This window comes from Nonomuraea longispora (assembly GCF_004348345.1).
In the GTDB taxonomy this organism is placed as follows: Bacteria; Actinomycetota; Actinomycetes; order Streptosporangiales; family Streptosporangiaceae; genus Nonomuraea; species Nonomuraea longispora.
Genome location: NZ_SMJZ01000047.1, coordinates 23,700 through 46,737, shown reverse-complemented (window position 1 = coordinate 46,737; position 23,038 = coordinate 23,700). Strand labels below are relative to the sequence as shown.

Below are 23,038 nucleotides of genomic sequence, written 5' to 3'. Positions count from 1 at the left end.
GCGAGTGGCCCTCCGACACCGGCAGCGTGCACATCACCGAGACCCGTGACGTCGGCACGTTCTTCGACGGCGGCATGAAGCGCTACTACGGCATCGGCGACGGCGGCCAGAGCGAGAGCCAGGACCCGATGTTCGTGGTGGGCAACGGCGGCACCATCCAGAACGTCATCATCGACGCCCCGGCCGGCGACGGCATCCACTGCGAGGGCTCGTGCACGATCCGCAACGTGTGGTGGAACGACGTCGGAGAGGACGCCGCGACGTTCAGGTCGTCCAGTTCGTCGGCCACGTACCTGGTGGACGGTGGCGGCGCCAGGTCCGCCTCCGACAAGGTGTTCCAGCACAACGGCGCCGGGACGCTGACCATCAGGGACTTCCAGGCGCACAACGCGGGCAAGCTCTACCGCGCCTGCGGCAACTGCTCCAGCTCCTACCAGCGCCACGTGGTCATGGACGGCGTCACCGCCCGCTCCACCGACGTGCTGGCGGGCATCAACACGAACTGGGGCGACACGGCCCGCTTCAGCAGGATCACGGTGTACGGCGACGACACCACGATCTGCGAGAAGTACCGGGGCGTTCCGAAGGGTGACGAACCGGAGAAGATCGGAGAGGGCGCCGACGGCGTGAACTGCCTCTACTCCTCCTCCGACATCACCTGGCGCTAGCTCTCGCGGGGTCCCGGGAACGCTCGGGGCCCGTGCGCCTACTTTCCTCACAGGAAAGGGACCGGGGGAGGGGGCACGTGAGCCACCGGAACGCTCGATCGTCGCTCGACCACATCCACCGCCTCCAGGACCGGACGCGCGACGAGACGCTCCGGCAGAGCTTCCTTCCTGTACGCCGGAGTCAGCGGGCCCGCCCGCGCGTGGTTGGAGCGGCACGACGGCGCGTCCGGCACGTGCGCCGCTCGCCGGGCTCTTGCTGCGGCGGTGCCTCGTCGGCGGCGTGACGCTCACCGGGATCAGGAACCGACCGGTGTCGTGGCGCGGCCTGCCCGGCGGAGCTAAGGTCGTGACGTGAGGGATGACGAGCGGGATAGCCGGGTCACGGGGGTCGGGGTGATCGACCGGGCGGTGGCAATCCTCGACACCGTCGAGCGTGCCCCGATGGGCGCCAGCGAGCTGGCCCGCCACCTCGGCCTGTCCGTCCCGACCGCGCAGCGGCTGGCCGCGTCCATGGTCAAGCACGGGTTGTTGCGGCGCGACCGGCACGGGCGTTACCACGTCGGGAGGCGCTTCACCTCCTCGGGGCTGATCACGGTCGCCGGCCCCGTGCTCGACGATCTGCGGGCGCGCACGGGGGAGACGGCGGCCATCTGGGTGCGCCGCGGCGACCACCGGCTCTGCGTGGCCTGCGCGGAGTCCGAGGCCGAGCTGCGCGCCTCCCTGCCCGTCGGCTCGCGCCTGCCGCTGGCGGCGCGCGGCTCGGCGGCGCGCATCCTGGAGGCCGGTGACCCGCCGGACCCCGCGCATCCCGAGCGGCGCTGGCTCGAAAGCGTCTCCGAGCGCATGCTGGGGCTGAGTTCGGTGAGCGCGCCCGTCCGGCTCAACGACGAGGTGGTGGCGGCCCTCTGCCTGTCCGCCCCGCTGTCGCGGGTCGGCCCGGAAGGGCCCGGCCACCAGTACGGCGACCTCGTCGTGGCGGGCGCCGAGCGCATCGAGAAGCTCATCATGTCCGGCTGACGGCCTCCCACGAAGCTCGTCCGGTACGCCCGCCCGCTCGCCGAGCCGCTCGGGTCCGGCCCGCTCAGGCGAGTGCGTGGGCGATGTGGCGGGTCGACCGGTAGAGGTCGCGGTAGAGGTGGTAGAGCCGGTCGTAGTCGCCGGCCGCGCCGGGATCGGGCTCGACCGTGGCGACGGCCGGGTTCCACCCCTCGCTCGCCACGCCGCACGCCCGCGCGGCCAGCATGGCGTCGCCGTACGCGGCCCCGACTGTGTGCGCGGGCAGCACCTGCGGCTGTTGCAGCACGTCCGACACGATCTGGGTCCACAGCCCGCCCTGCGTGCCGCCGCCGACCGCCACCAGCCGCCTGCCCGTCCCGCCCGCGGTCCGCATCGTCTCCAGGTTGTGGCGCACGCCGAAGGCCGTGGCCTCCAGCGCCGCCCGGTAGAGGTGGCCGCGCCCGTGCCGCAGGGTCATCCCGATCAGGGTGCCGCGCGCGTCCGGGTCGAAGACGGGCGTGCGCTCACCGGCGAAGTACGGCAGCATGAGCAGCCCCTCCGCGCCCCGCCCGATGGCGGCGGCCCCGGCGGTGAGGTCCTCGAACGACGCGCCGGTCAGATCGCGCAGCCACCCGGTGATCGCCCCGGAGGTGGCCATCCCGGCCGCCAGGTTGTACGTCCCCGGCGCGATCCCCACCGTGCCCCACAGCTGCGGAGAGGCGGCCCGTGCGGCGAGCACCTCGACGATGAACATCGTGGTCCCGTACATCAGCATCACGTCGCCCGGCGCGGTGACGCCCGCGCTGCACGCCTCCGCCCAGGCGTCGATGGTTCCGGCGACCACCGGGATGCCGGCGGGCAGCCCGGTGGTCGCCGCGGCGGCGGCCGTGACCGTGCCGGCGACCTCCCCGCTCCAGGCCAGTTCGGGCAGTTCGAGGCCCGGCGCGATGTCGTCCGCCCACTCGGTGATCCACGTGTGGGCGCGGGTGTCGTAGAGGGGTGTGCACTGGCTGGCCGCGTGGTGGTCGAGCACGTACGCGCCGGTCAGCCGGTAGGCCAGCCACGAGTGCGCCATGAACATCCGCCGGGTGCGCTCCCACACGCCGGGCTCGCGGGCCCGCAGCCACTCCAGCTTCGGCCCGGCCGCCTGCGAGGTGAGCGGCGACCCGCACCTTTCCATGATCGCGGCTTCGCCGTACCGCTCGGTCTGGGCGGCGATCTCGGCGGTGGCCCGGGTGTCCACGCCGTACAGGATGGCGGGCCGCAGCGGGGTGCCGCCGGCGTCGCAGGGCAGCACGCACGGCCCGATGCCGCTGATCCCGACGGCGGCGACGCCGGGGCGGGCCAGTTCACGGGTGATGGCCAGGAAGTCGGCCCACCAGATCTCGTCCGCGTCGTGCTCGAACCAGCCGGGCCTGGGCGTGGCGGTGCGGTGCTCGTGCACCGCCGTGGCCACCACCGCCCCGTCGGGCGCCACCAGCACCCCCTTGGAGCTGGAGGTGCCGATGTCGATGCCGAGGAACATTCAGCCCTGCCCTGACAGGTCGTACTTCTTGTAGAGCTCGGCCGCGTTGTCCTTGGTGACCTGCGTGGTGCCGAGCACCTGCTTCTTCTCCACCTTCTCGCCGTGGAGGATCTTGTTGACGGTCGCGGCCGCCTCCTCCGCGCCGGTCGGGTAGATGAACGTGGCCGAGAGCTGCCCGAGCTGCACGGCGCGGATGCCGCCGTCGGGGATGGCCAGCCCGTCGATGCCGATGAACTTGATCTGCCCGGCCTTGCCCGCGGCCTGGGCCGCCAGGTAGGCGCCCAGCGCCATGGGGTCGTTGTGCCCGTACACGAGGTCGATCTTCTCGTGCTGCGCCAGCCACTGCTGCATGATAGGGGTGGCCTGCTCCTTCAGCCACTTGCCCTCGCGATCCGCAATGATCTTGATTTTGGGGTTGGCCGCGATGGCCTCGCGGAAGCCCTTGTCGCGGTCGATCTGCGGCTGGTTGGACATGATGCCGCGCAGTTCGACGATGTTGCCGCCGTCGGGCAGCAGCTTGACCGCCTCCTCGCCCGCCTTCTCGCCGATGAGCACGTTGTCGCCGCCGATGAAGGCGCTGTAGCAGTCGGTGTTCACCGTGCGGTCGAGGATGATGACGGGGATCTTGGCCTGGCACGCCTGCTCGACGGCCGCCGTCAGCGGCGCGGGCTCGGTGGGCGAGACGATGAGCGCGTCGACCTTCTGCGTGATGAAGTTCTGGACCTGGGAGACCTGCGTGGCGCTCGACTGCTTCGCGTCGGCGATCGGCAGCAGCTCGATGTCCGGATATTTCTTCATATAGTGCTGCAGCTGTAGATTGAGCTGCGCCCGGTACGGCTCGGCGTTGTTCGACTGCGAGTAACCGACGACGAACTTCTTCTTCTCACCGCCGTCGGCCGACGTGGACGGGCCGGGCGCCTTGGACGCGCACGCCGCGGCGAGAACCGCGCAGAGCGCGACGGTGATGGCCTTCTTCACGATCGAGACCCTCCTCGGAAGAACTTGAAGAGATCGGGGCGCTGCAGGACCACCGCCACGACGACGATCAGGCCCTTGATGACGAGCTGCCAGTTGTCGCTGACCGCGTTGAGCCCCAGCACGTTGTCCAGCAGCGTAAGGATGAGGGCGCCGACGAACGTGCCCGCGATGGTGCCCTTGCCGCCCGCCAGCGACGCGCCGCCGATGACCGCGGCCGCGATGGCGTCCAGCTCGTACGACTGCCCGGCCTGCGGATCGGCCGAGGCGCTGTAGGCGGCGTCGATGGGCCCGGCGAACCCCGCGAGCATGCCCGACAGCGTGAACACCGCGATCGTGATCGCCGTGACGTTGACGCCGGACAAGCGGGCCGCGGTGGGGTTGCCGCCGACCGCGTACACGTGCCGGCCGAACCTGGTCTTCGTCAGGATCAGGTGGAAGACCACGCAGACCACGACGAAGGCCAGCACCGGATAGTAGATCCGGTCGAACAGGTTGTGCCCGGGAGTGCCGAACAGCTGGAACGCCTCCGCCTGCGGCGTCAGCTTCCCGTCGGGCCCCGCGATCTGGGTGCCGACGCTGACGTTGTCGCTGACCTGCCGGTCCAGGCCGCGTACGACGGACAGCATGGCCAGCGTCATGACGAACGACTGGATGCGCAGCCATGCCGTGCCCGCGCCGTTGAGGAAGCCGAAGAGTCCGCCCACCACCATGCAGATCGGCACGATCTGCCACGGCTCCAGGGAGTACTTCGACAACATCATCGCCGCCGTCATCGAGGCGATGCCGAGCAGCGAGCCGACCGACAGGTCGATGCCGCCGGTGAGGATCACCAGCGTGACGCCGACGGCCAGGATGCCGCGCGAGGCGAAGGCGCCGACGGCGTTGGTGAGGTTCGTCTCGTTGAGAAAGACCTCGCCCTTCGTCGCGATCCCGACCGCGAGGATCAGGACCAGGCCGATGTAGGCCTGCGCCGCGCCGAGGGCGGAGAACGTGCGCCGCAGCCGGCTTTCGCCCGGCGCCTTCGCGGGCGGGGGCGGCTCGGTCGTGGCCGTCATAGGGTCGTCACCTTTTGTCGTGCCATGGCGGCTTCGAGAATCGCCTCCTGCGTGGGCCGCTGCTCCCGCGAGAACTCGGCGGTGATCCGGCCCTCGCACAACACGAGGATCCGGTCGCACATGGCGAGCAGCTCGGGCAGCTCCGACGAGGCGACCAGCACGCCCTTGCCGCCGGCGGCCAGCGAGGACATGAGCGCGTGGATCTCCGCCTTGGCCCCGACGTCGATGCCGCGGGTGGGTTCGTCCATGAGGATCAGCGACGGCGAGGTCAGCAGCCACTTGGCCAGCACGACCTTCTGCTGGTTGCCGCCGGACAGGTTCCCGACGGTGAACCTGGTGCCGGGAGTCTTGACGCGCAGCTCGTTCACCTGCCGCTCGACGGCCCTGTGCTCGCGGCGGGCGTCCACGGTTCCGAAGCGCAGGAACCGCCCGAGCGAGGGCAGGCTGGCGTTGAAGGCGATGGTGTTGCCCAGCACCAGGCTCTGCGCCTTACGGTCCTCGGCGACCAGGGCGACGCCGCGCCGGATCGCGCCTTTGGGGCGTCGCGGGCGGTACGGCCGGCCGCCGAGACTCATCGAGCCCGCGGTCGGCCGGTGCAGGCCGAAGATCGATTCCAGCAGCTCGCTGCGGCCCGCGCCCATCAGGCCGGCCACGCCGACGATCTCGCCCGCCCGTACGGACAGGCTGATCTCGCGCAACGGGGTGCGGCCCGAGCCGGGTTCGCCCGGTACCGACAGCCCCTCGACCTTCAGCAGTTCCTCGCCGCTCCCGCCGCCGTCCGCCCGAGGGAACAGCTCGCCCAGCGGGCGGCCGGCCATCATCTGGATCAGCTCGTCGCGGTCGACCTCGGAGCGCTCGCCGATGTAGGCGCCGTCACGCAGCACCACCACCCGGTCCGCGATCTCCTCCAGTTCCTCCAGGCGGTGCGAGATGTAGATGACGGCCACGCCGTGGCCGGTCAGGTCGCGGATGACCGTGTACAGCCGCCGCACCTCCGCGTCGGCCAGGGCCGAGGTCGGCTCGTCCATGACCAGGACGCGCACGTTCTGCGACAGCGCCTTGGCCACCTCGATGAGCTGGCGTTCGGCGATCTTGCACTGCTTGATGAGCCGGCGCGGCGACAGGTCGAGGCCGAGACCGCGCAGCAGCTCCGCGGTCCGCGCCTCCATGGCCTTCCTGTCGAGGATCGCGCGCTCCCTGCCGAGGAAGATGTTGTCGGCGATGGACAGCTCCGGCACGAGGTTGAGCTCCTGGTGGATCATCGCGATCCCGTGGCGGCGCGCGTCCTTGGGCGAGTGGATGTGCGCCACCCGTCCGCCGATCTCGATCTCGCCCTCGTAGTGCTTGAACACGCCGGCCAGGATGTTCATCAGCGTCGACTTGCCGGCGCCGTTCTCTCCGAGGAGGGCCACCACCTCGCCCTCCGCCACGGTGAGCGAGACCCCGTCGAGGGCCCGCACACCCGGGAATGACTTGCCGATGGCCCGCATCGTCAGAACGGTCACCGCAGGCTCCAGGCGGTGTAGGAGGCGGCCGACCAGGGCGTCTTCGGCGTGAGCCGGACCGTGATCTCGCCGCCGCCCCAGGTCGCGCTGGCCGGGATCTGGTAGGTGTCCTCCAGCCACCTGCGGCTCTCGTTGCCGAGCGGCTGCACCCAGTCGGGCAGCCGGCGTCCGTTGACGGTGACCTCGGCGCGCTGGCCGGCACGGCTCTGGTCACTCGTACGCCGCAGCTCGACGCCGTTGTTGCCGCGCTCGATCCGCAGCTTGAAGGAGTGCGGCCGCTCGGTGACCCGCTGGGTGGCCTTCATCGTGTCGGCGTTCTTCAGGTCGCCTTCGAACGCGGACTCCAGCGTCGTGACCTCGCCCTCGCCGGTGTAGCCGTGTGCCCGCTCGCTGGCCGGGTCGCCGACCGTCAGGGCGTCGGTCCGCCTAATGGAGGCCTTGCCCGAGCCGTACCAGTAGGCGGTGGAGGAGTAGACGCCCTCGACGTTGTTGGTCCAGCCGTGCTCGATGTCGAACGTGATCGAGCTGCCGAACGGCACCGCGTCGCCGATCATCAGCCGGTAGGCGCTGGTGCAGTCGCTTTCGCCCGGGCAGCCGGTGGCGGGGGCCAGGTGCACGGGATTGCCGTGGAAGGGGGTGTTGAAGGTCTCCCGGTTGAAGTACCAGCCCGCCTGGTAGAAGTCCTCGCTGCCGGTGCCGTGGATCTGCGGGGTGCGCGAGCCGTCCACGTGGACGCGCTCGTCGCCTTCCAGGTAGTTGCGGTTGGTCGGGCCGCGCATGGTGTGGCTGACGCCGACGAACTTGCCCTGGCCGGTGGCTTTGAGGAAGGGCCAGCTCTTGCCGGGCGTGGTGGCGCCGGCATGCGACTGTGCGCCGAAATAACCGATATTTCCTGCCATGGGGTGGTTGGCCGACGTGACCGACGCCTCGCCGTCGATGGCCCGCCCCGAACCGTTGTGCAGCTCGACCGTCGCGCCCTTCCTGTACGGCATCGGCCACCAGGCCGACATCGTGCTCGTCCCGGCGTCGACGGCGTACATCAGCGACTTGACCGGCATCATGGCGTGCCCGCTGCCGAAGAACTCGCCGACTGGCGCGTCCACGGTGCGCTCGCCGTCGAAGGTGATCCTCAGCCGTAGCTTCTGCAGCACCTCCTGCGCGGCCTTGACCCTGGCGAGCTGCTCCTCCTCCATCGGGAAGGCGAAGGTCCGCTCGCCCTGCCAGGTCTGCCCGGCGATCGTGTAGCCGTGCGCAGCCTCGTCCGCCGCGTCGCCGACGTCCACGGTGTCCGTGCGCTCGCCGCCGCTGTCCACCCAGTACGTGAACTCGTTGTAGTCGAGGTCCGACGAGTGGAACACGTTCTTGACGGTGATCTTCGACTTGCCCTTGGTCGCGCTCGCCGGCAGGTCGACGGACTCCTCGGCCCACATTCCCGAGGCACCGGTCGTGCTCGGCGGCCACTGGGCCACCTCCTCGCCGTCCACCAGCACCTTGGCGACCTGCTTGCCGATGGCCGGGTCGATGCGCCGGGTCAGCCGCACCCCGTCGTTGCCGGGGTCGATCGCGACCGTGAACTCGCTGGAGCCTCCCTTGCCGAACGCCCGCCCCTCGTCGGCCTCGGTCTCGGGCAGGACCTGCTCGGCCTGGGGCAGCCGCACCCTGACCTGCGACAGCAGGCCGGAGCCCTGCGTGCGGGCGAGCCGTACCGACCTGCCGGGGGCCAGGTCGATCGTGGTGTCCTGGGTGCGAGCTCCCGGGAGCGCGGGCTTGGGGTCGCCGCCGGCCTTGAGCCGGTCGATGACGTCCCGTGCCTTGTCGGACGGGTCGAACGTGCGCACGCCCTCCGCGTCGGCGAACGTGCGGTAGGAGACGTGGTAGAAGAGCGGGTTGTGCTCGGTGGTGATGCGCATCGACTTCCGGTACGGCATCGGCACCTCGACGTAGACGCCGCCGGAGCTCTGGTCGGCGTTGCCCACGAGCGGATAGGTGAACGGCGCCCCGAGTTCGCCGTTCACCAGGTCCTGCAGGCTCGCCTCGACGACCTTGCGGCCGTCGAGCTCGATGGTGATCGTGCCGGTCTTGGTGACGTCGCCGCCGTCCCTGGTGAACCAGAGGGCCTGCACCTCGCCGGCGCCGGTGTGCTCGGCGAGCACACAGCCGCTCTCCGAGGTGCTCAGGCACGAGTACGTGCCCTCGAACCCGTCGTTGTTGTCCGCCGTGCGGTCGAAGCTGGAGAATTGTTTGGTCTGCACGCCGGTCGTCAGCTCCGGCAGCCGGTCCAGCCGCCGGTAGACCTCCCACCCGACCGGGCCCTTGCCCGGCGCCGCCTGCGCCTGTGCCTGCGCGGGTGCCGACAACGCCCCGGCCGCCACGACGGTGGCCAGCAGAGTCGTCCTGAGCCGCCTGAACCGCCTAAGCCGCCTAAGCCGCATCGCCGAACCCCTCGAACTCGACACCCAGCTGCGTGCAGACCGCTTCCAGCTCGGCGACGTAGTCGCCGGGCACCGCGTGGATGTGGTTGGAGCCGAACCGCCCGAGGAACTCGGTGGCAGGCACGTGCAGCCTGGTGAAGGCGTGCGGCCACTCGAACGTCGACTGCCTGGCCATGGCCTCGTTCGTGGCGTCGTCGTACAGCTCGAAGTCGCCGCGCATCACGTGCATGCGGTAGCGGCCGTCCCTGCGGGTGAGGCGGGCGAACGTGGCGGCGCCGGGCGCGGCCAGGTGGTGCACGCTGGCGCCGCCGGCGGGGAAGAAGAACACCTCGGGGTAGAAGTGGGTCTTCGCCAGGTTCTCGGCGGGGTCGTCGGAGCGGGCGGCGTACCAGGTGGCGTGCTGACCGGAGTTGCACAGGTCCCACACGTCCTTGTCGGCGTGGTAGTGGCGCACGTCGGCGAACAGGACCGGGTCGCCGCTCAGCAGCTTGAGTATCTGCATGCTCAGCGCGCCGTCCATGTCGGCCTCGGTCGCGCAGACGTGGGTCTCCTTCGGCCCCTCCCAGTCGTAGGGGTCGTTGAGGAAGGCCTCGGCGATGTCCATCGTGCAGAAGTGGGTGGTCAGCTCGGGCTGGCCCTTGATGCCGGAGAAGTCCAGCCGCCACTCGTCGATGAGCTCGCGCATCGCGTAGTACGTACGGATCTGACGTTCGAGCAGGTCAGGCGTGAGCTGCTTGCCGTCGTAGTGGACGTTGCCCTTGGTCTCGAGCCATTCTCGGGCCTCCTTCACACGGGTCTGGGACGCGTTCTCGCTGCGGCGCACGATCTCCCACTGGTCGATCTCCTCGACGTCCACGCCGAAGGTGCGCATCCATTGGTCGGTGTTGGCGACGGCGGTGTACATGCCCATGGGCCGGCCGCCGATCCGGCCGAACGTCGATCCGCGCAGCCCCTGGACGGCCTGGGCGGCGCGCACCTCGGTCAGCACCCGGTTCCGCACGGCGGGGTCCTCGATGTCCCCCCAGGCCCGCGCGTGCACCCGGCCGACCTGGTCGAGACCGCCGCCGCCGGCCAGCATGCCGACCATGCCGGGCTGGGCGGGGTCGATGTTGGCCATGAGCAGCAGCGGGCCCGCGGTGGCCTCGGCGGCGAGCATCGTGAAATGCGGGAAGGCCCAGACCGCGTAATTGAAGATCGTCAGGTCGGGCCGCTGGTCCGCCAGCCAGCGGGCCTGCGAGGTGGCCAGCTCGTTGGTCCACACGATCTCCGGAGCCACGATGACTTCGTGCCCCTCCTTGCGCAACGCCTCCGCCAGGGCGGTGGTGGCGGCGCCGATGTGGTCCACGAGATCGCGGGCGACGAAGTCGCGTCCGTCCGAGATGCTCAGCACTCCGATACGTGCCACGGGTGTTTGACCTCCAGGTTCGGAAATCGATTGCTCGGAAATCGATTTCCACCCAAGCTAGATCGCACCCCTGGAACCGTCAATGCCGCCTCACGTCACAGAATGACAACAGTAAAGGCCGGTGTCGGGAGCCGCGTTCTGGTAGCGCTACCAGGTAACAGCGGCGGGAGAGTCGAGGGTGATCCGGAAGGTCAGCAGGCGCGGGGGCTGGAGCTCTCGCGGGGGTGCAGCTCGGTCTGCAGCACCATCCGGGCAGCGGGCTTGGCCGGGTTGTCGATGCGGTCGGCGAGCAGCTGCGCGGCCGCCCGCCCCAGCTCGTACGTGGGCTGCCGCACCGTGCTCAGCCCCGGCCTGAACAGCCGCGCCCAGGGGATGTCGTCGAACCCGATCACGCCGACCTGGGCGGGGATGGCCACGCCGCGCTCCGTGAGGCACTCCACGGCGCCCACGGTCATCAGGTTGTTGGCGGCGAACACCGCGTCGACCTCCACCCCCTCGTCCAGCAGCGCCGCCATGGCCGAGTAGCCGCCCTCCTCGCGGAAGTCGGCGTGGCGGACCAGGGAACGGTCCGACGGCAGCCCGAAGGCGCGCAGTGCCCGCTGGTAGCCGCGCAGCCGCCGCATCGCCGTGGACATCCGGCGGGGGCCGGTGATGCAGGCGATGCGGCGGTAGCCCGACTCCAGCAGGTGTGCCGTGGCCATCTCCGCGCCCTTCTCGTTGTCCACGAGCACGGCGTCGACCTCGGTCTCGGCCAGCTCGCGGTCGATGGTCACCACGGCGGTGCCCGCGGCGACCAGGGCGCTGATGTCGGTGGAGTCGTCGGCGGGGGAGATGATCACGCCGGCCATGTTGTCGGCCAGCGCCACCGCGATGTACTCCGCCTCCCTGGCGCGGTTCTCGTCGGTGTTGCACAACACGACCGAGTAGCCGAACTGCCGCCCGCCGTCCTCCACCCCGCGCACCAGCGAGGTGAAGAACGGGTTGCCGACGTCGGAGATGAGCACCGCCCACAGCGTGGTCTGCCGGCGCCTGAGGTTGCGCGCGACGCCGTTGGGCCGGTAGCCCAGCTCCCTGACGGCGGAGTGCACGCGGGCCGCGAGCTCGGGGTTGACCGTGGAACGGCCGTTGAGCACGCGGGAGACCGTCGCGGCGGAGACCCCGGCATGTCGCGCGACATCTTGGATTTTGAGCAACCTCGTCCCATCTCGTGGCAGGCAAGTCCCGGCGGCTGTGCTACGGCAGTCTAGCGCGGGTCTTGGAAATCGATTACTACCGGGGTGGGAACGGAAGGCGCTGCTCGACGGGCGCGATCCCGAACGGCTTGTGCGGCAGCGTCTGGTACCAGTACGCCACCGACGTGTAGTCGTCAGAGCGCTTGTTGGCGTGGCCGTGCTCGATCGTCACCTTGATCGACTCGGTGAAAGTGATCGGGTCCTCGACGTGGAAGCGGTAGAGCGAGACCTCGCCGCTCCAGTTGTCGCCGCCGGGCATGGTGATGCCGTGGTACGGCGCGTGGTACGTCTGCGTCGGACACCAGGCGGTGTTGAAGTAGTCCTCGGTGCCGGTGCCGTGCAACGACGGCGGGAACGGCTCCCCGTCGATGAAGATCATGTCGTCGCCCTCGCCGTACCAGTTCCAGTCGCTGGTCTCGCGCAGGTTGCGGATGTTGAGCACGCAGCCCACGTAGTGGCCGCGCCCCTCGGCGTCCAGGATGACGTAGTTGCCGTCACCGGTGTCGTTGACGCCCTCCACCTGGAACTCGCGGTTGCTCTGCGCGCCCTGGTCGATCCCGTCCGTCGGCCGCTCGCAGCGCCACTGCGCGTGGAAGTAGCCGACGTCGTCGGCGGCGGAGTCGAACACCTCGTAGTCGATGTAGTAGTAGAAGAAGACCGGCTGGGACGACAGCTCGCTGATCAGCTCCACCTTCGCCCGGCTCGCGAACGGCATGTGGAACCACGAGTTGAACCCCTTGCCGTCCTGCGGGCTCATCTGCAGCGGCGCCGAGACGAAGTTCGCCGTCTTGGCGTGGCCCATGCCGAAGAAGTCGCCCAGCGGCACCAGCACGCTGGGGTGCTCCTGGTCCTCCCACGTGATCTTCAACACCAGGCGGCGCAGGTAGTCGAGGTCCGCCGCGTCCGGTCCGTTCTTGGGCAGCGCGACGGTGCACCAGATGTGGTTGATCGAGCCGGGGCCCTCGATGTCGGCCAGGGTGACGGTGGTGCCCGCCTCCACCTTCAGCCGGTCGTCGTTGCCGCCGGTGCGGTCATAACTGGAGACGCGCCTGCGCCTGGAGGCCCGCAGCCGGGGCAGGTCGCGCAGGCTGCTGCCGAAGTCGCCATAGGTCATGCTGATTTCCATCCTTACTTCAATCCGGAGGTCTTGATCGCCTCGACGAGCCGGCGCTGGCCGAGCACGAAAGCGACCAAGGTGGGCACGGCCGCGATCACCGTCGCGGCCAGGACATAGTTCCAGGCCGAACCGTACTGGCCCTGGAGGGTGGAGATCCCGACCTGCACCACGCGCAGCTCGGGGTCGCGGGTGGCGGTCAGCGGCCAGAGGAAGGCATTCCAGTTGGCCAGGAAGAACAGCACGGCGAGTGAGGAGAGGACCGGGCGGCTGAGCGGCACCACCACCTGCCACCAGCGCCGGAGATATCCGCACCCGTCGAGATCCGCCGCCTCTTCCAGCTCGCGCGGGATCGTCAGGTAGTACTGCCGGAGCAGGAAGATCCCGAACGCGTGGAAGATCGCCGGCAGGATGAGCCCCGCGTACGTGTCCAGCAGCCCCAGCTCCCTGGCCACCAGGAACAGCGGCACGAGGATCACCGGCAGCGACACCAGCAGCGTGGACACGATCATGGAGAAGATCACGCGTCGCCCGGGGAACCGCAGCCGGGCCAGCGCGTACGCCGCCATCGAGTGCAGCACGAGCGCGATCACCGTCACCGCCACGGAGACGATGGCGCTGTTGAGCATGTAGCGGCCGATCGGCACCTCGGTCAGCACATAGAGCAGATTGTCCAGGGTCAGCCTGCTCGGCAGCGACACCTCGAACAGTTCGTCGGCCGGTCTCAGCACCGCCACCAGCAGCCAGACGAGCGGGGCTACGGTGACCATGGCCAGCACGTATCCGACGATCGCGCGCAGCCTAACCGGCATCGAACCGGCCTCCCTTCGTGAGCCCGAACATGGTGGCCGTGGCCGCGACGAGGAATCCGACGACCACCGTGGTCAGAGCCGCCGCGTAGCCGTGGTCGTTGAAGGTGAAGGCCTGCTGGTAGATGTAGAAGACCACGCTGGACGTGCTGCCCGCGGGGCCGCCCTGGGTCAGCACATAGACCAGGTCGAAGGCCTGCAGCCCGGTCACCGACCCGACGACCGAGTTGACCAGCACGAAGAAGCTGGTGGGCCGGAGCAGCGGCCAGATCACGTGGCGGAAGTTCTGCCACGCGCCGGCCCCGTCGATGGCGGCCGCCTCCTCGTACTCCTTCGGGATGTCCTTCAGCCCGCCAAGCAGGATGAGCATGTTGTAGCCCATCAGGAACCAGATGCTGATCGCCACCAGTGACCCCAGCGCCAGCGACGGATCGCCGAGGAAGGACGTGTCGCCCAGCCCCACGGGTCGCAGCAGCGTGGGCACCGCGCCCTGCTTGTCCACCAGCAGGAACTGCCAGGCGATGCCGACGACGACCAGGCTGATCACGTGCGGCACGAAGAACAACGTCCGCACCAGCCCGACGCCGGGGAAGTGGTCGCGCACCAGCAGCGCGAGGCCGAGGCTGACCACGAAGCCGATCGGCACGAACGCCGCCGTGTACGTGACCGTGACTCTGACGCTCTGCCAGAGCTGGGTGTCCCCGGCCATCTGCCGGAAGTTGTCCAGGCCGACGTAGGTGTAGCCGCCGAACCCGTCCGCGTTGAACAGTGAGACGCCGATCGCCAGGACCATGGGCAGCCCGACGAACATCATCAGGCCGAGCAGGTCGGGCGCCACGAAGGCGTAGCCGGCCAGCGCCTCGCGCCTGCGCCGGTTCCACACCGGGGGCGGCGCGGCGCCGGACGGCCGGCGCACCGCCGTGCCGGAGTCGGCAACGGTCGCCATGCTCTATCGCCCCTCTCCGCTGATCAGGCGGTCGCCGGGCGGCGCGCACGCGGCGGGCCGGGAACGCCGCTCACAACATCGCCGCACCCTTGTAACCCTTCAGGAAGGTGTCGATCTTCGCCGCGGCGTCGGCCGCCGCCTTCGCCGGATCCGCGCCGCCGAGCTGGGTGGCCTGGATGGCGTCCGACACGGCCTTGTAGACCTCTGGGGTGTAGCGGGGCTCGCCCCGGGAGCCGGGGACGACCTTGTCCAGGAAGACCTTGAGCGCGGGATCGTCGAAGGCGCCGGCCGACTTGGCGGCCTCCTGCACGGACGTGCGGGCCGGCAGGTTCGCCTTGACGACCGTGTTCCACCGGCGGCCCCGCTCGACGCCCTCGGCGTCGTTCGCGCCCAGGGCCCAGGCGATGAACTTGGCCGCGGCCTCGGGGTTGGCGCCCTTGGCGTTGGCCACGAAAGCCCAGCCGCCGACCGAGGTCGTGTAGGTGCCGCCCTCCGGAACGGGCAGCGGGAAGACGCCGTAGCGGAAGTCCTTGTTGTTCTGCGCGTTGTTCTGCGCGAGCTGCGACACGCCCCAGATGCCCGTCTGCTGCATGGCGGCGAACCCGGCGCCGAGGTTGGCCGGGGTGTCGGTGCCGCCGTCGCCCTGCGGCTTGCGCGGGCAGACCTTGGCGGTGATGCCGTCCTGCCAGAGCTTCAGCGCGCTGTGCACGGCGGGCGAGTCGAAACCGGGGCCGCCGTTCTCCGGCACCGCCGAGCCGCCGGCCATCCACATGAACGGATACCAGGTGAAGTTCTGGTAGTAGCCGGGGATCGTCTCGAACAGCAGGCCGAACCGGTCCTTCGAGGTCAGCTTGCCGGCCACGTCGAGCAGCTGGTCCCAGGTCTTCGGCAGGTCGCCCTCCGACAACTTCGCCTGCTCGAAGGCGTCGACGCTGTAGAAGACGGCCAGCGGCTCCCGCTCCATCGGCAGGCCGTAGACCTTCCCGTCGACCTTGCGGGTGTCGAGCGCGCCGTCGGCGAAGTCGGCGATCTGGTCGGGCCCGAGGTACGGCGTGAGGTCGGTCAGCACGCCGCCGTTGTGATAGCGCAGGAAGTCACCTGGGCTGAGCAGGAAGATGTCCGGCCCCTCCCCGGCGGAGAACGCGGTCTGCAACGCCCTGCCTGCCAGGTATTCCGTCACGGGCATGTAGTGCAGCTTGACCTTGACCTCGTTGTTGGCGTTCCACTGCGCGGCAAGGTCGGTGAACCACTTGCTCTGCGCGTCGGGCTGCGGGTTGGGGCCGTAGAAATTCCAGAACGTCAACTCCTTCGGGTTGCCGCCCTGGCCGCCGCCCCCGCATGCCGACAGGAGCGGCGCCGCCGCGGCGGAACCTAACATGACGGCCCCGCCGCGCAGCAGCGATCGGCGGGTCACTCTCGCGAAGGCCGACATCTCGCATCCTCCTGGAGTTGGAGTGCTCGAAAGGAGCAATCGATTTCTCCGAAAATGTAGAAGTCAGCCCGCGTAGCGTCAAGAATCCTGCGTCACCGCTTGCCGAATACAGGAATCGATATCTCCGCGTGACCTGCGCGGACGCCTCCCGGACGGTCCATCGTCTGCTCCGCGGCACTCCGGGCCGTTTTCCGCCCGTTTCCCGGGCCGGCCCTTTCACGCGTGTTCGGCAAGCAGGTCACACAGGCGAGACCTGCCGGGCGCCGCCCACGTCGCGGGCGTGGCCGGAAGCCGCCACGTCCGTTCAGGTCAGGGGCGTGCCGCGGGCCAGGCACTTCCTGACCAGGCTCACCGCGTCCGCGAGGGCGTCCTCGTCGATGCCGGTGCGCACCCCGCGGGAGTGCAGGTGAGCCACCAGGCGCTCGGTGGCGAGGTTGCCGTGCGCGCCAGGGGCGAACGGGCATCCGCCGTAGCCGCCGGCGGCGGCGTCGAAGCGGGTCACACCCAGCTCCAGCGCCGCGTCGACCGTGTCGAGCGCCTGGCCGCTGGCGTCGTGCAGGTGCAGCCCGAACTCCACGTCAGGCAGGGCCGCGCGGACCGCGGCCAGCGTACGGGCGATCCGCTCGGGGCGGGTCGTGCCCAGCGTGTCGGCCAGGACCATGCGGGTCACGCCCATCCCGGCCAGGCCGCGGGCCACGTCGAGCAACCTGTGCGGGGGGATCTCGCCGTCGAACGGGCAGGTGAACGCGGTGGACACAGCCCCGGTGAACGCGGCCCCCGGGTGGCCGGCCACCGCGTCCCGCAAGCCGGCGAGCACCTCCTCGGCCCCGCGTCCCGCGTTGGCCAGGCTGTGCCCCTGCCCCGCCGACACGACCAGCACGATCTCGTCGACGTCCGCCGCCACCGCGCGGGCGACGCCCCGGGCGTTGAGCGCGAGCGCGCTGTAACGCACGCGGCCGCCGCGGGGGAGCGCGGCGAACAGTTCCTCCGCGCCCGCCATCTGCGGCACCCTGGCCGGGTTGACGAAGGAGGCGGCCTCGATCGCGCGCACCCCGGCGGCGGCCAGCGCGGCGGCGACGGCGACGCGGTCCGGCACGGCGACCACGACGGGCTCGTCCTGCAGGCCGTCCCTGAGCACGACGTCCGTGATCGTCACGTCACCGGGAAGCGGCAGGTCCTCCTCCGGGTGCCGCCCAGGGGCGGGCATGTCAGATCACCTTCTTGGCGCGCAGTTCGCCGAGCCGCTCGGTCGTGTAGGCGAGCAGGTCGCCCAGGACCTGGTCGGTGTGCGCGCCCAGGTCGGGGCCTGGCCAGCGTACGTCGCCCGGCGCGCCCGGCACGCGGGGCACCACGCCGGGGAAGCGGATCTCCTCGGGCTCGCCGTCGACGGCCACCTTGATCGGGCGCAGCATGTCGCGGGCCTGGTAGTGCTCGTCACCGGCGATGTCGGCGGCGTCGTAGATGGGCCCGGCGGGCACCCCGGCACGGCTGAGCAGCTCGACCGCTTCGGCTGCGGTGTGGCGGGCGGTCCAGGCCGAGATGGCCCCGTTGAGCTCGGGCTCGCGGGCGTCGCGGGCGGAGCCGTCGGCGAGCGTCGGGTCCGCTCCGAGATCGGGGCGGCCGACGGCGGCCATGAGGCGCCCGAACACGCCGCTGGAGTTCCCCGCGATGATCACGGATCCGCCGCCGCTGGTGGGATAGATGCCGCTGGGCACTACGCCGGGCAGGTTGCCGGCCGTGCGGCGGCGGACGACGCCGTACGCGTCGTAGTCGGGGACCAGCGACTCCATGGCCATGAACACCGATTCGTACAGTGCCACGTCCACGACCCGCGACCCCTCGTGCGGGCGTCCCCGTGCCTTGGCCAGCAGCAGGATGAGCGCGCCGATCGCGCCGTACAGGCCGGCCAGGGCGTCGCCGACCGGCGCGGCGGGCCGGACGGGCTCGCGGTCGGGATGCCCGGTGACGTGCCGCAGGCCGCCGAACGCCTCGGCCACGCCGCCGAACCCCGCCCGGTCCCGGTACGGCCCCGTCTGCCCGTACCCGGAGATGCGGACCAGCACGACGTCGGCGTTGGCGGCGGTCAGTTCGTCGGAGCCGAGCCTGAGGCGCTCCAGCGTGCCGGGACGGAAGTTCTCCACGACAACGTCGCAGTGGCGCACGAGGCCGAGCGCGATGTCGCGGCCCTCGCCTGTGCTCAGGTCCACGGTGACGGAACGTTTGTTGCGGGCGATGGTACGGAACATCATCGACGTCCGGCCCCTGTCGCGCCGCCAGCCGCGCAGTTCGTCACCGGTGCCGGGCCGCTCGATCTTCACGACCTCGGCGCCGAAGTCCGCGAAGATCCGCGTGGCGAACGGCGCGGCGATGAAGCTGCCCAGTTCGAGGACCCGGATCCCGGCGAGCGGCGGTTGGTCTCCTTCGTCCACAACACTGCCTTTCTCAAATAATGAGTATTACTGCTCATTTAACGAGAATGAGAGCCTATTGCGACGATAGAGGCCCATATATGGACAAACAAGAGGGCCTGCCCCATAAGGACGCCAGGGCCAGGCGTTTAGGTGGGTCTAGGGGTGCGGGGCGGCATATCGCGGCGGGTGTGCCGGTGCGGTCAGAGGGCGCTGCTCTGGAGGGCGCTGCTCTGGCGGGGACGCAGTTCGGCGGGCAGGACGACCCTGGCGGGCCGGCCCGCGGGCGTGGCGATGCGGTCGACGAGGAGGCGGGCGGCCATCCGGCCGAGCTCGTAGGTCGGCTGGGCCACCGTGGTGAGTGACGGGCGGACGAGGTCGGCCCACGGGATCTCGTCGAACCCGACCACTCCCATCTCGGCGGGCACTCGTACGTCGTGGTCGGCCAGGCACCGCAGCGCGCCCACCGTCATGAGGTTGTTGGCCACGAACACCGCGTCGGGGCGCTCGGCGGAGGACAGCAGCGACTCCATGGCGTCGTAGCCGCCCTGCTCGCGGAAGTCGGTCCTGACGATCAAGGGCTCTCCCGGCGGCCGGCGCGCCGACAGGGCCGAGGTGTAGCCGCGCAGACGCAGGTCGGCGGTGCTCACGCCCTCGGGGCCCGTGACGCAGGCGACGCGCCGGTAGCCGGCGTCGAGCAGGTGCCGGGTGGCCGTGGCCGCGCCGGCCTCGTTGTCGACCACGACGGTGTCGACCTCGCCGCGCGGGAGCTGGCGGTCGATGGCGACGACCGGAATGGGAGAGTCGAGCAGGCTCCTGGCCGCCTTGGCACTCCCGGAGGACGCGATGATCACACCGGCCATCTGCTCGCTCAGCGCCGCCGCGACGTACGTCTCCTCCTTGGCCGGGTCTTCGTCGCTGTTGCACAGCACGACCGAGTAGCCCGCCTGCTGGGCGACGTCCTCGATGCCCCGGACGGTGGCGGTGAAGAACGGGTTGCCGATGTCGGAGATGATCACAGCCCAGAGCGTGGTGCGGCTGCGCCGCAGGTTGCGGGCCACCGCGTTGGGGCGGTAGCCGAGCTCGCGGACCGCGGTGAGCACCCGTGCGACCATGGCGGGGTCGACCGTTCTCGCACCGTTGAGCACGCGGGAGACGGTGGCCGCGGACACGCCGGCCTCGCGGGCGACATCGTAGATAGTGGGCATCGCACCAAGTTTCTACCATCGCCGGGGGCCCAGTTCCCGGGCCTTCGGCGTCCAACAGGAGAGTCCTTGATCATCTTGTCATGCTTCGAGCTTCCTTGAAGTATGCCCGCGGGCGGGGCGGCCCGCCGCCCGATCCCGGACGCGCGGGGGGCGGGCCGGTACGGCGGGAAACGGCGCCGAAACAGCGCTCGCGCTACAACGGCGGTCATCACCTGCGTGCGGCTGCCGGGTCTCCCCGGACCGCTCGATCAGAGAGGACTTCGCTATGAACCGTGCGATCGTTACTCGAATCGCCGGCCTGGCGTGCGCAGTGCTGGCGCTGGGCGCCGCCGTGCCGCCCGCCGCCGCAACGGCCGCCGGCCGGCCCAGGTTCGGGGACGCGCAGCGGGCCCTGGACACCCTGACGGCGGCCGACGGGGTGGTGGGCGCGCTCGGCGAGCTGTACGTCGACGGCAAGCGGGTGGGCAAGGGCTCCGCGGGCTCCCGCCTGCTGGACGGAAAGGGCGGGACGGTGTCCAGCGGCGCCCGCTACCGCATCGGGTCGCAGACCAAGCTGATGGTCGCCACGGTGGTCATGCAGCTGGTCGGCGAGGGCAGACTCCGCGTGGACGACACGCTCGCCGACGTGCTGCCGGAGACGGCGGAGCAGGACCTGGTCGAGCTGGCCGACAGGATCACCGTCCGGCAGCTGATCGACCACACCTCCGGCGTCCCCAACTACTTCGAGTCGGGCAAGATCGACCCCCTCGACTTCACGACCTACGTCCGGCCGGCCCACCTGGTGAGGCTGGCCCGCGGCGTGCCCAGGCAGCAGGAGCCCGGTGAGAAGGCCTCCTACTCCAACACCAACTACATCCTCCTCGGCATGATCATCGAGAGGCTGACCGGCCACACCCTGGCCGACGAGCTCGACCGGCGGCTGTTCACCCCGCTGGGAATGCACCGCACCTACCTGCCCGCGAAGCCGCCCGAGGGCATCAGGGGCCCGCACAACCACGGCTACCTACCCGACGAGCAGGGCGGGCTCCACGACGTGGACCGGATCAACGCCAGCCATCTGTGGGCGGCCGGTGGCGTGGTCTCCACCGCGGAGGAGGTCAGCGACTTCCACCGCGCCTACACGCAGGGCACGTTGCTGCCGCCCCGGCTGCAGGAGGTGATCGACGGGCGCAAGCGCCCCGGTCCGCCGGACGGCGAGCGCCTCTGCGGCGGATTGTTCGAGCTGCGTGAGATCGTCGGAGGCGCGCCCGGCTTCCACGCGCCCACCTACGTGTCGGCCGATGGCCGCCTGCAGTTCGCCATGTCGGTCACGCTCAGCGTCCGGAACGACGGGGTGCGGCCGATGGTCGGTCAGGCCGCGGAAGCGGTGCTCTGCCCGGGGAGATGACGAGGGCCGGCTTTCCGCTCAGGGTCCGCTAGATCAGCACGTCGAGCGCGCGGTCGACGTCGTCGGGAGTGTTGTAGACGTGGAAGCTCGCCCGCACCTTCCCGGCCCGTACGGCCGCGCGGACCCCGGCCGCCCGTAGCCGCTCGCCAGGGGCGTCCACGGAGACGATGGCCGTGTCGGAGGGCTCCAGGCCCAGACCGGCTCTGAAACGGTTGGCGAGCGCCACGTCGTGGTCGCGCACGCGCTGGACGCCGAGCTCGTTGAGCAGTTCGATGGCGGGGGCCGCCCCGACGTACGAGAACCAGGCGGGCGACAGGTCAAAGGCGCGGGCGTCGGGCGCCAGGCGCAGCGGCGGGCCGTAGTAGGAGCCGCCCTCGTCCGCGCCGGCGTACCAGCCCGCGGCCAGGGGCCGCATGCGCTCGCGCAGGCGTGGTGACAGGTAGCCGAAGGCGGCGCCGCGCGGCGCCATCAGCCACTTGTACGCCGCGCAGGCCAGCGCGTCCACACCGGCGACGTCCACCGGCAGCCAGCCGCAGGCCTGCGACCCGTCGGCGATGACGAGCGCGTCGCAGTCCCGGGCGGCGGCCACGATGTCGGCGAGCGGCGCGACGTGGCCGGTGGCGGACTGGACGAGGCTGAAGGCGACGGCGCTGGTGGAGCCGTCGACGGCGTCGGCCAGCCGGTCGGCGGGGACGGTCTCCACCTGTGCGGCCACCGCCCAGGGGAACAGGTTGCTGGTGAACTCGACCTCGGGTACGACGACGCGCGCGCCCGGCGGCAGTGCCGTGGCGACCGTGGACATGATCTGGGAGACGGTGGAACTGATCGACACGTCGGCCACGGGAACGCCGATGAGGCGGGCGAAGGCGGCGCGCGACCGGGTGACGGAGGTGTCCCAGGGCGCCCAGTCGCTGCTGCCGTGCCGCCAGTCGGTCAGTACCGCCTGGAGCTCGTCGGCGGCGCGTCGCGGCGGCAGGCCGTAGGAGGCGGTGTTGAGCCAGCCGGGATCGGCGTCCCAGAGTTCGCCGGCCGTGGCGATGAGTTCGGCGTCCATGAGGCCAGCGTAGGACGTCCGATCTGGCCGTCGGGGGAAACGGTGACCGTCTCACCACGGCATACGCGGATAAGTTATGTCAAATCTTCTATTGACATAACTAAATGCTACAGCGAGTATTTTGGCATGTCGGAACGTGACCTCCTGCTCCATGTGCAGATCCGCAGGGCGCTGGAGGCGCGCATCCGCAGCGGCCATTGGGGTCCGGGCACCCGGATCCCCACTGAGGCCGAGCTCTGCGAGGAGTTCGAGGTCTCGCGCATCACCGTGCAGCGGGCCCTTCGCGACCTCGCCGACGCGGGGCTGATCGTGCGCTTCCGCAGGCGCGGCAGCTTCGTCGCCCAGGCCGTCGGCCGGCACAACCTGCTCCGCTTCACCGGCCTGCTGATCCAGGGGCCGGAGACACACGGCGACCACAAGGTCCTCTCGGCTCGGGTGATGCCCGCGCAGGCGGCGCGGCTGCGGCTGCCCGGTGTCCCGGGCGAGGAGGCGGTCGTCCAGATGGAGCGCCACAAGATGGACACGACCGGCCAGGTGATCAACACCGAGCTGCACGTGTTGCCGTTCCGGCTGGCGCCCGACCTGCTCGACCAGCCGCTCGAGCCCCTCACCACGCACGCCTACCTGCGCGACCGCGGGACGGAGCTGGTGCGGGCCAGGATGTACGTCGAGCCGCACGTCCTCGGCGGCGCCGAGGCGGAGGCGTTCGGCGTGCCCGCGGGCACCCCCGCGTTCCGCTGGACCCGTGAGACCTGGACCAGGCAGGGCGAGATCGCGGAGCTCGTGGAAATGATCGTCCCGCCCCGCTCGGAGCGTTTCTACGTGGAGACGGACCTGAGCGGCTCCACCGACCACAGCTGAATCACCTCCTCCCGACAGGTCCG

The 23,038-nt window shown here is 70.5% G+C and carries 19 protein-coding genes; 4 read left to right on the top strand and 15 right to left on the bottom strand.

What is annotated here, in order from left to right:
• Both E1267_RS15030 and E1267_RS15025 read left to right on the top strand, forming a co-directional pair.
• A partial coding sequence (locus E1267_RS15030) for a pectate lyase (protein ID WP_165959623.1) occupies window positions 1–668 on the top strand: 668 nt, incomplete at its 5' end.
• Between the two features lie 351 nt (window positions 669–1,019).
• Window positions 1,020–1,685, top strand: coding sequence for an IclR family transcriptional regulator (locus tag E1267_RS15025; protein WP_132333066.1), 666 nt, complete (start codon window positions 1,020–1,022; stop codon window positions 1,683–1,685).
• A 64-nt stretch (window positions 1,686–1,749) separates the two neighbouring features.
• Here the strand turns inward: E1267_RS15025 and E1267_RS15020 are convergent, their stop codons facing one another.
• The 14 genes from E1267_RS15020 to E1267_RS14955 form a co-directional block, all read right to left on the bottom strand.
• Entirely contained in the window at window positions 1,750–3,189 is a 1,440-nt protein-coding gene (locus E1267_RS15020; RefSeq protein WP_132333065.1) for an FGGY-family carbohydrate kinase, read from the bottom strand.
• Complete coding sequence (locus E1267_RS15015) at window positions 3,190–4,167, bottom strand: substrate-binding domain-containing protein (RefSeq protein ID WP_220449495.1); 978 nt, start codon at window positions 4,165–4,167, stop codon at window positions 3,190–3,192. It abuts the gene before it with no gap.
• Entirely contained in the window at window positions 4,164–5,222 is a 1,059-nt protein-coding gene (locus tag E1267_RS15010) for an ABC transporter permease (RefSeq protein ID WP_132333064.1), read from the bottom strand. Before E1267_RS15010 ends, E1267_RS15015 begins: the two co-directional genes overlap by 4 nt.
• On the bottom strand, window positions 5,219–6,727 hold the full coding sequence (locus tag E1267_RS15005) for a sugar ABC transporter ATP-binding protein (RefSeq protein ID WP_220449494.1): 1,509 nt from the start codon (window positions 6,725–6,727) through the stop codon (window positions 5,219–5,221). The genes E1267_RS15010 and E1267_RS15005 overlap by 4 nt, the downstream gene beginning before the upstream one ends.
• Entirely contained in the window at window positions 6,724–9,159 is a 2,436-nt protein-coding gene (locus tag E1267_RS15000; protein WP_132333063.1) for a glycoside hydrolase family 172 protein, read from the bottom strand. Before E1267_RS15000 ends, E1267_RS15005 begins: the two co-directional genes overlap by 4 nt.
• Complete coding sequence (locus E1267_RS14995; RefSeq protein WP_132333062.1) at window positions 9,149–10,564, bottom strand: L-fucose/L-arabinose isomerase family protein; 1,416 nt, start codon at window positions 10,562–10,564, stop codon at window positions 9,149–9,151. The genes E1267_RS15000 and E1267_RS14995 overlap by 11 nt, the downstream gene beginning before the upstream one ends.
• Before the next feature lie 191 nt (window positions 10,565–10,755).
• Window positions 10,756–11,757: a LacI family DNA-binding transcriptional regulator gene (locus E1267_RS14990; protein ID WP_132333061.1), complete on the bottom strand. Its 1,002-nt coding sequence runs from the start codon at window positions 11,755–11,757 to the stop codon at window positions 10,756–10,758.
• Window positions 11,758–11,833: 76 nt separating this feature from the next.
• Window positions 11,834–12,910 carry a glycoside hydrolase family 172 protein gene (locus E1267_RS14985; RefSeq protein WP_132333060.1) on the bottom strand — a complete coding sequence of 359 codons (1,077 nt, stop codon included), beginning with the start codon at window positions 12,908–12,910 and terminating at the stop codon, window positions 11,834–11,836.
• A 14-nt stretch (window positions 12,911–12,924) separates the two neighbouring features.
• Window positions 12,925–13,722 (bottom strand): carbohydrate ABC transporter permease, encoded by a 798-nt coding sequence (locus tag E1267_RS14980; RefSeq protein ID WP_132333059.1) that lies wholly within the window; start codon window positions 13,720–13,722, stop codon window positions 12,925–12,927.
• A complete protein-coding gene (locus E1267_RS14975; RefSeq protein ID WP_132333058.1) occupies window positions 13,712–14,665 on the bottom strand; it encodes a carbohydrate ABC transporter permease in 954 nt (317 codons plus the stop codon). The genes E1267_RS14980 and E1267_RS14975 overlap by 11 nt, the downstream gene beginning before the upstream one ends.
• 70 nt (window positions 14,666–14,735) lie before the next feature.
• The gene (locus tag E1267_RS14970) at window positions 14,736–16,097 is read right to left on the bottom strand and encodes an ABC transporter substrate-binding protein (protein ID WP_132333057.1); all 1,362 of its coding nucleotides are present in this window, start codon (window positions 16,095–16,097) and stop codon (window positions 14,736–14,738) included.
• Window positions 16,098–16,401: 304 nt separating this feature from the next.
• On the bottom strand, window positions 16,402–17,304 hold the full coding sequence (locus E1267_RS14965; RefSeq protein ID WP_132333056.1) for a hydroxymethylglutaryl-CoA lyase: 903 nt from the start codon (window positions 17,302–17,304) through the stop codon (window positions 16,402–16,404).
• Window position 17,305: 1 nt separating this feature from the next.
• Window positions 17,306–18,526 (bottom strand): CaiB/BaiF CoA transferase family protein, encoded by a 1,221-nt coding sequence (locus E1267_RS14960; protein ID WP_132333055.1) that lies wholly within the window; start codon window positions 18,524–18,526, stop codon window positions 17,306–17,308.
• A 182-nt stretch (window positions 18,527–18,708) separates the two neighbouring features.
• On the bottom strand, window positions 18,709–19,713 hold the full coding sequence (locus E1267_RS14955; protein ID WP_132333054.1) for a LacI family DNA-binding transcriptional regulator: 1,005 nt from the start codon (window positions 19,711–19,713) through the stop codon (window positions 18,709–18,711).
• 265 nt (window positions 19,714–19,978) lie between these two features.
• Here E1267_RS14955 and E1267_RS14950 point away from each other — a divergent pair, with 265 nt between their 5' ends.
• Window positions 19,979–21,100 carry a serine hydrolase domain-containing protein gene (locus tag E1267_RS14950; RefSeq protein WP_132333053.1) on the top strand — a complete coding sequence of 374 codons (1,122 nt, stop codon included), beginning with the start codon at window positions 19,979–19,981 and terminating at the stop codon, window positions 21,098–21,100.
• 28 nt (window positions 21,101–21,128) lie between these two features.
• Here E1267_RS14950 and E1267_RS14945 read toward each other — a convergent pair whose 3' ends face one another.
• The gene (locus E1267_RS14945) at window positions 21,129–22,154 is read right to left on the bottom strand and encodes an aminotransferase class V-fold PLP-dependent enzyme (protein ID WP_132333052.1); all 1,026 of its coding nucleotides are present in this window, start codon (window positions 22,152–22,154) and stop codon (window positions 21,129–21,131) included.
• A 126-nt stretch (window positions 22,155–22,280) separates the two neighbouring features.
• On the opposite strand from E1267_RS14945, the gene E1267_RS14940 reads away from it, so the two are divergent.
• Entirely contained in the window at window positions 22,281–23,015 is a 735-nt protein-coding gene (locus tag E1267_RS14940) for a GntR family transcriptional regulator (protein WP_132333051.1), read from the top strand.
• Window positions 23,016–23,038: the final 23 nt, after the last annotated feature.